Below are 11,626 nucleotides of genomic sequence, written 5' to 3'. Positions count from 1 at the left end.
GGCGCAGGCCGGTGGGCTGATCCGGGGAAAAATCAGGCAGCGTCGCCGATCTTGAAATCACGCGGCAGCGGAGCCTTGGTCTTGGGGCCGAACCAGCGGTCGTAGATCTTGCGGGCCTGGCCGGACTTTTCCAGTTCCAGCAGCGTGTCATTCACTGCCTTGCTCAGGCGGGCTTCGCCCTTGGGCAGGCCGATGGCCTGGTATTCGCGGGTCAGGGTAAAGGGCGCCAGCTCGTACTTGGCCTTGTCCGGGGCATTGGCCAGCAGCGCAGCCAGCTTGGAGCCGTCTTGCGAAATGGCCTGCACATTGCCGTTACGCAGCGCGGTAAAGGCCAGCGGGGTATCGTCGTAGGCCACTACCGTGGTCTGGCGGTATTTCTCGCGCAGGTAGATTTCCTGGGTGGTGCCCTTGTCCACCCCCACGCGCAGGCCGGCCAGCTGTTCCGGCTTGCTCAGGCTGCCTTTGCGGGCAATGAACTGCTGACCGGAAGCAAAGTAGGGCAGGCTGAAATCCACCTGTTTCTTGCGTTCGTCGGTGACGGTAAAGTTGGCGGCGACCAGATCCGCCTTGCCAGCCACCAGCAGCGGAATGCGGTTGGCGGGATTGGTGGGCACCAGTTCCAGTTTTACTTGCAGTTTCCTGGCAATGGCCTGGGCCACTTCCACATCCAGCCCGCTGATCTGGTGGGTTTGCGCATCCAGAAAACCGAAGGGCGGATTGCTGTCGAAAGCGGCCACGCGCAGCACGCCGGCTTTCTTGATGTCGTCCAGACGGTCGGCCAGGGCATGGCCGGCAGTGCCCAGCAGGGTGAGCGCCAGTAGCAGGGAAGGGGTTTTCATGGCTAAGCCTCTTGTGGAGTGAGATGACAATGACTGCAGTACCGGTAGGCAGTGCAGTGAATGGCCCCCATGCTAGGCGCTGCTGCTCAGCAGGTAAAACGATTAAAACTGCATTTTTTATCAGAATATGGAATAAGAAACGGCAGCCCAAGGCTGCCGTTGCAAGGAGTTGTGCATGCTGAGGAATCAGCCCATGCGCTGCCGGCAATAACGGCTGAGCTGTTCCACCGCCCACGAGAGCAGCAGCATGGCGATGATCAGGCTGGCTGCCCGGTGCTGCTGGAACAGCGACAAGGCCAGATACAGCTGCTGTCCCAGGCCGCCGGCGCCCACGATGCCCAGTACGGTGGCGCTGCGGATATTGTTTTCCCAGCGGTACAGGGTGTAGGCCAGCCACTGGCTGCATACCGTGGGCAACTGACCGTAGGCAAAGGCCAGCAGCCTGCCGGCCCCGACCTGCTGCAAGGCCAGCTCCGGCTCCGGGTCGGCGTTTTCCAGTGTCTCGGCAAACAGCCGCCCCAGCACGCCGGTGGTGTGCAAGGCCAGCGCCAGCACCCCGGCCGCCGGGCCAAGGCCCACGGCCAGTACCGCCATGGCAGCCCATAGCAGGTCGGGCACGCCACGCAGCACGTTCAGCAACAGCCGGCTCAGCCACTTTGCAGCCCAACCAAACCGGCCGGCGGCCGGCATGGCCAGCACCGCGCCAGCCATAAAAGCGAGCACGCTGCCCAGCCCCGACATGGCCAGGGTTTCCACAACGCCGTGGGCGATGTCCGCCAGCATGTCGCTGGCCGGGGGGAAGAAGTCCCGGGCAAAGCGCACGATGGCGCTGCTGTCGAAACCACTATCCCGCCAGCCCGGCCACAGCCACAGCACGCTGGCGGCCACGGCGAGCAGGCCCATTAGCGGCAGCATGCGCGTGGTGGCTACGCGGCCCAGGGCAAGGCGCGATAACTGGCTGACGCCTTCACTCAGGCTGACCAGCAACAGGAACACCAGCAGCAGGGTGCTGACTTCGCCGCCATTGAGCATTTTCAGGCTGGTGTCCAGCAACTGGCCCACGCCACCGGCACCGACAAAACCCATCACCGCCGAGGCGCGAATGGCGCACTCCCAGCGATATACGCTATAGCTCAGCAGCTCGGGCAGGGCTTGCGGCCACAGGCCGTACAGCAGGCACTGCCAGCGGCTGGCCCCTTGCAGATACAGGGCAGAAGCCAGCCCGGGTGTTTGTGATTCCAGAATCTCGGCATACACCTTGGCCAGCATGCCGCCATACGCCAGGCCGATGGCCAGCACCGCAGGCAGGCTGCCCAGGCCGACCGCCCGTACCAGCAGCAGCGCCCAAACGATTTCCGGAATGCCGCGCAAGATCACCATCAGCCCGCGCAGCCCCGAGGCCAGCCAGCAGGCCAGACGGGCAGGGCGCTCGCCACCCAGCACATGGCGCTGCAAGGCATGGCTGGTGGCAAAGGCCAGCGGCGCACCCAGCAGCATGGCCAAGGCAATACCGGCGGTGGCACTGGCCAGCGTGGTGATGGTTTCGCGTGCCACATCGCGCAGAAAATCCGCCTGCAGCGCCATGGGGAAGAACCCCGCGACAAAGCCGGCCATGGTGCGCCAGCTATCCGGATTGGCCAGGGTGGCCGGGTTGAACTGGGTCAGGCTGAAGCTGGGGGCCAGCAAGGCCAGACACAGCAGCAGGGTAAGCAGGCGCGGCCAGCGCGCCGGATCGCGCGGATGGCTGCTCAGCATCGCAGGTCCTGGCGGCTGGCGGCCGGGGCGGGTGGCTCAGCCGGCTCGCGCAGCCTTTCACCGGCATACAGGGCGCTGACCACGCCCGGATGCACTTGCTCGCGTGGCAGGTCGAACATGATCTGGCCATCGCGCACCCCGATGATGCGCGGGAAATAAGCCAGTGCCAGTTCCACCGAATGCAGGCTGACCAGCAGGGTGGACTGGCGTGCGGCGGCTTCGTCGCACAGCAGGCGGATGGTGTCATCGGCCAGCCGCGGGTCGAGCGCTGCCACCGGTTCGTCCGCCAGTATCAGCGCGGGACGCTGGTGCAGCACCCGGGCAATGCCGACGCGCTGGCGTTGCCCGCCGGACAGCTGATCGCAGCGTTGCCACAGCTTGTCGGCCAGCGCCACCCGCTGCAGGCTGTCCAGGATGGCTGCCGTGTCGTCCGGCCACACTAGCTGGCGCAACGCGCTCCAGCCGGACATCTGCCCCAGCCGTCCGGCTGCCACCGCATGCACCACCCGCTGGCGGGCCGGCAAGGGTGCTGCCTGGTAGATCATGCCGATGCGGCTGCGCAAACCGGCCAGCCAGCGCGGTGACACATGCCAGGGATTGTCGCCCAGCAGGTTGAGGCTGCCGTGTCCGGGACGGTAGCGGGTGGCGGCCAGCAACAGCAGCGAGGTCTTGCCGGCGCCGGATGGTCCGATCAGCGCCGCCTGCTCCCCCTGGGCCAGGCTCAGACTGATCGCGCGCAGGATGTCTGTTCCGCCCAGTTGCAGGCTGACGCTGTCAAACTGCAGGCTCACTTGAGCAGGCCTGCCGCTTCTGCCGCAGCCTCGATACCCTTGTAGTTGTCAGCCTTGGTGGGAATGAAGCGGCTGGCCCGTTGCAGATCGAGAATGGCTTTGTCCTGCGGATTTTTCGGGTCCAGCTTGAGGAAGGCGCTGGTGATCCTGGCCTGCAGCTTCTTGTCCAGATTGCCGCGCACCGTCCAGTTGTAATCGTAGAAGGGCGGCGTGGTGGCCAGCAGTTTCACCTTGCTGCCATCCACCTTGCCGCTTTGCACCAGCTTTTCCCATACCGAGGCATTGAGCGCACCGGCATCCACCTTGCCGGAGGCGACCCAGGCCACGGTGGCGTCATGTGCGCCGGAATAGGCGACGTTCTTGAAGAAGGTTTCCGGCTTGATGCCTTCCTTCTGCAGGAAGTAGCGCGGCATCAGGTGACCGGAAGTGGAGGAGGCCGAGCCGAAAGCAAAGCTCTTGCCCTTGAGGTCTTGCAGCGATTTGGCGCCCGTCGCTGCATTGACGATGAATTTGGCGGTGAACTTGCTGTCTTCCTCGCGCTGCACCAGCGGCACCACCTTGCCGTGCAGGCTGGCCTGCACAAAGGTAAAGCCACCCAGCCAGGCCATGTCGATCTTGTCGCTGTTAAGCGCAGTCACCACCGCGGCGTAATCGGTCACCGGCACGAATTGCACCTTCATCCCCAGCTCCTTTTCCAGATACTGGCCTAGCGGCGCAAACTTGCGTTGCAGTTCGGTCGGGGCCTCATCGGGAATGGCGGAGACTTTCAGCACGGCTTCTTCGGCAGAAGCCAGGGCGGACAAGGCCAGCAAGGCAGTGGCCAGGGTGAGCTTGAGGGTTTTCATGCCAGATTTCCTTAGCGGTGCGGGCGAAAGGCCGCAGGACAAATAAAAGCCAGTCGATGACTGGCTTTCTGGATAAAACTGATGATGGCAGGCTACAAGCTGCCAGCGGCAATTATAGCCTAGCGTGGCTGGCGTTTGCCGAAGAATAGCAGCAGCGCCACGCCGATGATGATCATCGGCAGGCTCAGCCACTGGCCCATGCTGATGGTGTAGGAATGGCCGAAGATGCCGGCGTCCGGATTGCGGAAAAACTCGCTGACAAAACGCGCCAGACCGTAACCGATCAGGAACACCGCCGACACCTGGCCACGGGCACGCGGCTTGCTGCTGTAGATCCACAGCACGGCAAACAGGGCGATGCCTTCCAGCAGGAATTCATACAGCTGCGAAGGGTGACGTGGCAGCGCGCCATACTGCATCAGCATATTGAGCAGATCGGACGAAGTCTGGCCCTCGGCCAGATCATTGGCCCGCGCCTGCGGAAACAACATGGCCCAGGGCAGGTCGGGGCTGGCCACGCGGCCCCACAGCTCGCCATTGATGAAGTTGCCGATACGTCCGGCCGCCAGGCCCAGCGGCACCAGCGGAGCGATAAAGTCGGTCAGCTCCCAGAAGCTGCGCTGCTGTTTGCGGGCAAACAAGGCCATGCCCACCAGCACCCCCAGGAAACCGCCATGGAAGGACATGCCACCCTTCCACACCATGAAGATTTCCGCCGGATGGCTGAAGTAGTAGCCGGGCTCGTAAAACAGCACTTCACCCAGGCGTCCGCCAATCACCACGCCGAGCACGCCATACATCAGCAGGTCGTCCAGCAGCTTGGAAGTGAGGAAGGCATGGCCCTGGCGGATGCGGTAATTACCCAGCAGCAGGAACAGGCCAAAGCCCAGCAGGTACATCAGGCCATACCAGTGAATGGCCAGCGGGCCCAGGTGGATGGCGACGGGGTCAAACTGCGGATGAACGATCATTTGTCAGGTCGGTGCGTTTGCGGTAAAAGAATATGGACGAAATTATACGGAATGCGTTCCGCCGCGTCCTGTCATTACCATGACAGAATGTGGCCAGCCCGATCCAGCGGCACCCCGGAGAGGGCAGACCGGCCTGCAACACAGGCGCGGTCAGCGGCAATGTGCTCTGCAAGCATCTGATCATCAAGGAAACAAGACATGCCCCAATACCGTTCCAAAACCTCTACCGCCGGTCGCAACATGGCGGGTGCCCGCGCCCTGTGGCGCGCCACCGGCATGAAAGACGAGGATTTTGGCAAGCCCATCATCGCCATTGCCAACAGCTTTACCCAGTTCGTCCCCGGCCATGTCCACCTGCACAATATGGGCCAGCTGGTGGCGCGTGAAATCGAACGCGCCGGCGGGGTGGCCAAGGAATTCAACACCATCGCCATCGACGACGGCATCGCCATGGGCCATGGCGGTATGCTGTACAGCCTGCCTAGCCGCGACCTGATTGCCGATAGCGTGGAATACATGGTGAATGCCCACTGTGCCGACGCGCTGGTGTGCATCTCCAACTGCGACAAGATCACCCCCGGCATGCTGATGGCCGCCATGCGCCTGAACATTCCGGTGATCTTTGTTTCCGGTGGCCCGATGGAAGCCGGCAAGGTGCAATGGGGCAACGACATCCGCAAGCTCGACCTGGTCGACGCCATGGTGGAAGCGGCCAATAGCGCCATCTCCAATGAGGACGTGGAGCGGGTGGAACGCTCGGCCTGTCCGACTTGCGGCTCCTGCTCCGGCATGTTCACCGCCAACTCGATGAACTGCCTGACCGAAGCACTGGGCCTGTCGCTGCCGGGCAACGGCAGCCTGGTAGCCACCCATGCCGACCGCAAGGAATTGTTCCTGCGTGCCGGCCGCCTGATCGTCGACATTACCAAGCGTTATTACGAACAGGACGACGCCAGCGTGCTGCCGCGTGCCATCGGCACCAAGCAGGCTTTTGAAAACGCCATGAGCCTGGACGTGGCCATGGGCGGCTCCACCAATACCGTGCTGCACCTGCTGGCGGCTGCCAGCGAAGCCGGTGTCGACTTCAAGATGGCTGACATCGACCGCATCTCGCGCTCGGTGCCCTGCCTGTCCAAGGTGGCGCCGGCCACGCAGAAATATCATATGGAAGATGTACACCGCGCCGGTGGCGTGGTGGCCATCCTGTCCGAACTGGACCGTGCCGGCCTGATCCACCGCGATGTACCCACCATTCATAGCAAGACGCTGGCCGAGGGGCTGGAAGCCTGGGACATCATGCGCCATGGCGAAGACAGCGCAGCCCGCCGCTTCTACCGTGCCGCACCGGGTGGCGTGCCCACCACCATCGCCTTCTCGCAATCCATGCGTTACCCGACGGTGGATGACGACCGCGCCGCTGGCTGCATCCGCGACAAGGCCAATGCCTACTCGCAGGACGGCGGCCTGGCCGTGCTGTACGGCAATATCGCCGAGCGTGGCTGCATCGTGAAAACGGCTGGTGTGGATGATTCCATCCTCAAGTTCACCGGTCGTGCCCGCATCTTCGAAAGCCAGGACGATGCCGTTGCCGCCATTCTGGACGACCAGATTGTGGCTGGCGACGTGGTGGTGATCCGCTACGAAGGCCCCAAAGGCGGCCCCGGCATGCAGGAAATGCTCTATCCCACCAGCTATCTCAAGTCCAAGGGCCTGGGCAAGGCCTGCGCGCTGCTGACCGATGGCCGCTTCTCCGGTGGTACTTCCGGCCTGTCCATCGGCCACGTGTCGCCGGAAGCAGCCGAAGGCGGTGCCATCGGCCTGGTGGAAGAGGGCGATACCATCGAGATCGACATCCCCAACCGCGGCATCCGTCTGGCCATCAGCGACGAGGCACTGGCTGCGCGCCGTGCCGCCATGAACGCGCGTGGCCGTGATGCCTGGAAGCCGGTGGACCGCCAGCGTCCGGTCAGCGCCGCCCTGCGTGCTTACGCGGCCATGACCACCAGCGCCGATACCGGCGCGGTGCGTGATGTGACCCAGGTGGAAAAATAAGCGGACTGCCCGCAGAATGTGCAAGAACGGCAGCTGCGGCTGCCGTTTTTTTTGCGCTCAATCGACAACAGGAGATAGCCTGCATGGCTGACACAGCGTATTTGTCGCCCGAAGCGGTAGTGCAGCAACAGCTGGATGCCTACAACGCCCATGATCTGGAAGGCTGGCTAGCCACTTATGCCCCCGATGCCTGCCAGTACCAGCACCCTGCCACCTTGCTGGCGCGTGGTCATGCCGAGATTCGCCAGCGGGCCATCGCCCGCTTCGCCGAGCCCGATCTGCATGCAAGGCTGTTACGGCGTCAGGTCATTGGGCAGGTGGTGATTGACCATGAAATGGTCAGGCGCAATTTTGCCGAGGGACCGGGCCAGATCGAGCTGCTGTGTCTGTATACCGTGGAAGCGGGCAAGATCAGCAGCGCCAGCTTTATCGCCGGGCCTGAGCAACTAGACCAGCCCGGCACTGATTAACGCCACCGCCAAAGGAGGTCACCGATGCACAGTCGCGCAGCACTACACCTTACTGTCGATGCCCAGTACTGCAGCCCCTATGCCATGTCGGTGTATGTGGCGCTACAGGAAAAGCAGCTGCCCTTTACCCTGGCCACGCTGGACCTGGATCACGGGGCCAATCATGCACCGGCCTATGCCGCCAGTTCACTGACCGCGCGGGTGCCCGCCTTGCAGCATGGTGATTTCGTGCTCAGTGAGTCTTCGGCCATTACCGAATATCTGGACGAGTTGTTCCCCGCCCCGGCTTTGTACCCGCAATCGGCCCAGGACAAGGCGCGGGCACGGCAAATCCAGGCCTGGTTACGCAGTGATCTGCTGCCTTTGCGGCAAGAGCGGGATACGCTGGTGGTGTTTTACCGGCCAGTGCGCCAGCCCTTGTCGGATAGCGGCCAGCGCGCCGCCCACAAGCTGCTGCGTGTTGCCGAACAGTTGCTGCTACCGGGGCGGGACAGCCTGTTTGGCGAGTGGAGCATTGTCGATGTCGATCTGGCGCTGATGCTCAATCGCCTGCGCCTGAATGGCGACCCCATGCCGCAGCGGCTGGCAGATTACGCTGCCCGGCAATGGCAACGACCATCAGTGCAGCAGTGGCTGCAGCTAGCGCGCCCGGCGCTGGCCTGATGCCGGACAGCCGCTGCGCTGTGTGCGGCCCGCCACAGTGCTGCTTGGCTGCGGTGTGGAATTTTCTTCAAGTCCGAACTTAATTTCTCTGGTGCAGTCTCATCATTTCCAGTTTGGTCCCCAGACTGGATTCCCCGATCAACAGCGCAATTCCCGCTGTTTTGCCTTGCTCGCTCAGCAAGACCGAACATTTCCGCATGTTCGGTTTTTCTTTTTTGTCACAATCTGAACTTGTATACAGTATATGTTTCATTTGCTGCGCAATATTGCGCAGATCCGAACATGGCCAGCGTTCATTCCATTGTCCTGGGTTGCCGGCAGTGACTGGCATGCGCAGTCATGCCCAGGAGCAGCCTGTCCTGCTGCCCGGCGTGCTTGTCAGCGAATGGGGGGAAAGTGCTTCTGGTGTAAAAAATCTTTAATAACATTGTGTTATGCAGATTTTTACTGGGGTTGGCCGGCGAATGGACAAAAAAATGCGCGGTGCCGTGAGGCCCGCGCCAAGTCTACAAAGGAGAAATAGAGGAGAAACTATCAAGAAGCAATTGCTGCATCTCAACGAGTACGGATTATCCGGATGTCGCGCTCGAGTGTCAACATCCGAATTTTCGAAAAGCTAAAAAATATCCGTTTCTGTCGCTAATTAGCACATGCTTATGTTTGAAAGTGAAAGTCAAGCGCTTGCTTGGTGATCCGGGCGCGGCGGATTGTGCGACAATATGGCCTTTCCCGATTTCAGCAGGATGACATGATGTCGCAGCCGCTTCTCACTCTTCCGGACCCGCGCCAGTACCACCCGCAGGTATCGCTGACCAATATGCTGATCCACAACGCGCTGTCGGTGCAGAACGCCACCACAGAAGCGGATCGCGAGTTGTGGTTTGTCGCCATTCGCGATGCCATGGCGCAAATGCTGCAGCGTGGCGAATTGCTCTCCATTTCGGTCGCATTGGCGATGGTGCCGTCACAAGACACTTATAAGATTGTCTGGGATGCATTGCGGGCGGCAGTGGAGCAGCCGGACGGGCGCTGTGCCCATGTGTTTGCCCTGCCGCTGGTGCTGGTGGCCGGCAGCAAGAACCAGGCAACGCTGCCTGCCGCCATTGCTGATGAAGACGGCTTGAACGCGTTGCTGCGCCAACATGGCGTCATCAGCTCGGATGGCGATGTCCGCGTATTCGGCCAACTGCTGCATCCGGACACGGTAGTGGCGATGGATGCGGCCAGGCTGTACCGCCTGACCCGTGATTTGACCAGCGCGGCAGATGGTGTTGGTGAAGCCTTGAACGGTGCCGCCATCACCCTGAAAGAAGAGGGCGTGTTCCTGCGTTACCTGCTGGGTGTGGCCATCCAGCAGCCGGGCGATGCCGCGCCGGTACAGCTGGGTGGTGCTGTCGGCGCCTGGGGCATGCCCTTGATGAAATTCCTGGGCGAACAATTGCATACAGATGGTGTGACATTGTTCCCGATTGCCCGCCCGCCCCTGCCGGTGATGCAGGCGCTGGTGGCCGGCAATTTCGCCCGTTTCGAAGTGGCCTTGCAGGTGTTTGCCAGCAGCCAGATCCGCCGGCTGCGTGAGCTGTCGAAAGACCCGGTGGCCATTCTGTCCGCCCATGACAACGGTGAGTTGCACATCACCCTGTCGGCAGAAGGCGACGAACGCAACTGGGAAGCCTTTGTCTGGCCACTGGCGGCCATGGACAATGTGGCGCTGATCGAATCGAACTTCCGCGAACTGATGGCGGAGTGCCGGGTGCGCGATGTCCATGTGCTGCCGGCGGTTTACCCGGAAAGCCGCGATGGCATTCCGCTGTTCTTTACCGCAGACGACTTGCCGCAGCTGAACGGGCAGGGCTGAAGCGGCGTTGGTAAAAACGCTTCATGTGAAAATGTTTCAGAGGGCGATTCGTGTAGAATGGCCTCATCGTTAACCCTTTGATGGAAGAGTCAAAGATGTTTGCAGCTGACCAGACGATTGCCAAGTTCGACCCGGAATTGGCCGCCGCTATCAAGGCCGAGTGCCAACGCCAGGAAGATCATATTGAACTGATCGCTTCCGAAAACTATACCAGCCCCGCAGTGATGGAAGCCCAGGGCTCCCAGCTGACCAACAAGTACGCCGAAGGCTATCCGGCCAAGCGTTTCTACGGTGGCTGTGAACACGTTGATGTGGTCGAGCAACTGGCCATCGACCGTGTGAAGCAACTGTTCGGTGCCGAATACGCCAACGTGCAGCCGCACTCCGGCAGCCAGGCCAACCAGGCGGTGTACTTCTCCATCCTGAAGCCGGGCGACACCGTAATGGGCATGAACCTGGGCCACGGTGGTCACCTGACCCACGGTTCCCCGGCCAACCTGTCCGGCAAGATGTTCAACATCGTGGCCTACGGTCTGAACGAAAAGGAAGAAATCGACTACGACGACATGGAACGCGTAGCGATGGAAACCAAGCCCAAGCTGATCATTGGCGGCGCTTCCGCCTACGCCCTGCGCTTCGACTTCGAACGCATGGGCCAGATCGCCAAGAAGTGCGGTGCTTATTTCATGGTCGACATGGCGCACTACGCCGGTCTGATCGCCGCTGGTGTGTATCCGAACCCGGTACCGCATGCCGACTTCGTGACCTCCACCACCCACAAGACCCTGCGTGGTCCGCGTGGCGGCATCATCCTGGCCAAGGCCGAGTTCGAAAAGAGCATCAACAGCAATGTGTTCCCCACCCTGCAGGGCGGCCCGCTGATGCATGTGATTGCCGGCAAGGCCATCGCTTTCAAGGAAGCGCTGCAACCGGAATTCAAGGTCTATCAGGAACAAGTGCTGAAGAACGCCGACGCCATGGCCCGTACCCTGGCCGAACGCGGTCTGCGCATCATCTCCGGCCGTACCGAAAGCCACGTCTTCCTGGTGGACCTGCGTCCCAAGGGCCTGACCGGCAAGGCTGCCGATGCACTGCTGGGCCGTGCGCATATCACCGTCAACAAGAACGCCATTCCGAACGACCCGGAAAGCCCGTTCGTGACTTCCGGCATCCGTATCGGTTCGCCGGCCATCACCACCCGTGGCTTCAAGGAAGCCGAGGCGGTCATGGTGGCCAATCTGGTGGCCGATGTCCTGGATAATCCGACTGACGATGCCGCCATCGCCCGCGTTGCCGAACAGGCCACCGCGCTGTGCCATCGCTTCCCGGTTTACGCCAAGTAAGCAATTGCTTGCCGGACGGAAGGCAGCCTGCGGGCTGCC

Annotated in this window: 11 protein-coding genes; 5 read left to right on the top strand and 6 right to left on the bottom strand. The window is 61.9% G+C overall.

Translation table 11 applies throughout. From position 1 onward, the window contains the following. Nucleotides 1–32: 32 nt before the first annotated feature. The 5 genes from DFR38_RS13900 to lgt all read right to left on the bottom strand — a co-directional run bounded on the left by DFR38_RS13900 (nt 33) and on the right by lgt (nt 5,201). Nucleotides 33–839, bottom strand: coding sequence for an ABC transporter substrate-binding protein (locus DFR38_RS13900; RefSeq protein WP_059287184.1), 807 nt, complete (start codon nt 837–839; stop codon nt 33–35). A 186-nt stretch (nt 840–1,025) separates the two neighbouring features. Beyond that, nucleotides 1,026–2,594, bottom strand: coding sequence for a phosphonate ABC transporter, permease protein PhnE (gene phnE, locus DFR38_RS13895; protein WP_244909909.1), 1,569 nt, complete (start codon nt 2,592–2,594; stop codon nt 1,026–1,028). Then, nucleotides 2,588–3,385 carry a phosphonate ABC transporter ATP-binding protein gene (locus tag DFR38_RS13890; protein ID WP_110313543.1) on the bottom strand — a complete coding sequence of 266 codons (798 nt, stop codon included), beginning with the start codon at nt 3,383–3,385 and terminating at the stop codon, nt 2,588–2,590. Before DFR38_RS13890 ends, phnE begins: the two co-directional genes overlap by 7 nt. Continuing rightward, on the bottom strand, nt 3,382–4,230 hold the full coding sequence (locus DFR38_RS13885; RefSeq protein WP_059285342.1) for a putative selenate ABC transporter substrate-binding protein: 849 nt from the start codon (nt 4,228–4,230) through the stop codon (nt 3,382–3,384). Before DFR38_RS13885 ends, DFR38_RS13890 begins: the two co-directional genes overlap by 4 nt. A gap of 119 nt (nt 4,231–4,349) precedes the next feature. Then, the gene (gene lgt / locus DFR38_RS13880; RefSeq protein WP_059285341.1) at nt 4,350–5,201 is read right to left on the bottom strand and encodes a prolipoprotein diacylglyceryl transferase; all 852 of its coding nucleotides are present in this window, start codon (nt 5,199–5,201) and stop codon (nt 4,350–4,352) included. Nucleotides 5,202–5,399: 198 nt separating this feature from the next. Between lgt and ilvD the strand changes: the two genes are divergently transcribed. The 3 genes from ilvD to yfcF all read left to right on the top strand — a co-directional run bounded on the left by ilvD (nt 5,400) and on the right by yfcF (nt 8,386). Next, the gene (gene ilvD / locus DFR38_RS13875) at nt 5,400–7,253 is read left to right on the top strand and encodes a dihydroxy-acid dehydratase (RefSeq protein WP_059285340.1); all 1,854 of its coding nucleotides are present in this window, start codon (nt 5,400–5,402) and stop codon (nt 7,251–7,253) included. Between the two features lie 83 nt (nt 7,254–7,336). Then, nucleotides 7,337–7,723, top strand: coding sequence for a nuclear transport factor 2 family protein (locus tag DFR38_RS13870; RefSeq protein ID WP_059285339.1), 387 nt, complete (start codon nt 7,337–7,339; stop codon nt 7,721–7,723). Nucleotides 7,724–7,747: 24 nt separating this feature from the next. Further along, a complete protein-coding gene (gene yfcF / locus DFR38_RS13865) occupies nt 7,748–8,386 on the top strand; it encodes a glutathione transferase (protein ID WP_059285338.1) in 639 nt (212 codons plus the stop codon). 79 nt (nt 8,387–8,465) lie between these two features. Here yfcF and DFR38_RS21055 read toward each other — a convergent pair whose 3' ends face one another. Further along, complete coding sequence (locus DFR38_RS21055; protein ID WP_146215981.1) at nt 8,466–8,717, bottom strand: hypothetical protein; 252 nt, start codon at nt 8,715–8,717, stop codon at nt 8,466–8,468. A 420-nt stretch (nt 8,718–9,137) separates the two neighbouring features. Between DFR38_RS21055 and DFR38_RS13860 the strand changes: the two genes are divergently transcribed. Both DFR38_RS13860 and glyA read left to right on the top strand, forming a co-directional pair. Continuing rightward, nucleotides 9,138–10,244: a hypothetical protein gene (locus tag DFR38_RS13860; protein WP_059285343.1), complete on the top strand. Its 1,107-nt coding sequence runs from the start codon at nt 9,138–9,140 to the stop codon at nt 10,242–10,244. 95 nt (nt 10,245–10,339) lie between these two features. Next, nucleotides 10,340–11,587, top strand: coding sequence for a serine hydroxymethyltransferase (glyA, locus tag DFR38_RS13855; RefSeq protein ID WP_059285337.1), 1,248 nt, complete (start codon nt 10,340–10,342; stop codon nt 11,585–11,587). Nucleotides 11,588–11,626: the final 39 nt, after the last annotated feature.

Source organism: Aquitalea magnusonii (assembly GCF_003202035.1).
Taxonomy (GTDB): domain Bacteria; phylum Pseudomonadota; class Gammaproteobacteria; order Burkholderiales; family Chromobacteriaceae; genus Aquitalea; species Aquitalea magnusonii.
Note: the sequence above shows the minus strand (reverse complement) of the source record. Positions and strands in the feature narration are given on the sequence as shown.

Coding starts and splice junctions, on each gene's coding strand:
- DFR38_RS13900 (WP_059287184.1), bottom strand. CDS start 839: ATGAAAACCCCTTCCCTGCTACTGGCGCTCACCCTGCTGGGCACTGCC.
- phnE (WP_244909909.1), bottom strand. CDS start 2,594: ATGCTGAGCAGCCATCCGCGCGATCCGGCGCGCTGGCCGCGCCTGCTT.
- DFR38_RS13885 (WP_059285342.1), bottom strand. CDS start 4,230: ATGAAAACCCTCAAGCTCACCCTGGCCACTGCCTTGCTGGCCTTGTCC.
- lgt (WP_059285341.1), bottom strand. CDS start 5,201: ATGATCGTTCATCCGCAGTTTGACCCCGTCGCCATCCACCTGGGCCCG.
- ilvD (WP_059285340.1), top strand. CDS start 5,400: ATGCCCCAATACCGTTCCAAAACCTCTACCGCCGGTCGCAACATGGCG.
- DFR38_RS13870 (WP_059285339.1), top strand. CDS start 7,337: ATGGCTGACACAGCGTATTTGTCGCCCGAAGCGGTAGTGCAGCAACAG.
- yfcF (WP_059285338.1), top strand. CDS start 7,748: ATGCACAGTCGCGCAGCACTACACCTTACTGTCGATGCCCAGTACTGC.
- DFR38_RS21055 (WP_146215981.1), bottom strand. CDS start 8,717: ATGCCAGTCACTGCCGGCAACCCAGGACAATGGAATGAACGCTGGCCA.
- DFR38_RS13860 (WP_059285343.1), top strand. CDS start 9,138: ATGTCGCAGCCGCTTCTCACTCTTCCGGACCCGCGCCAGTACCACCCG.
- glyA (WP_059285337.1), top strand. CDS start 10,340: ATGTTTGCAGCTGACCAGACGATTGCCAAGTTCGACCCGGAATTGGCC.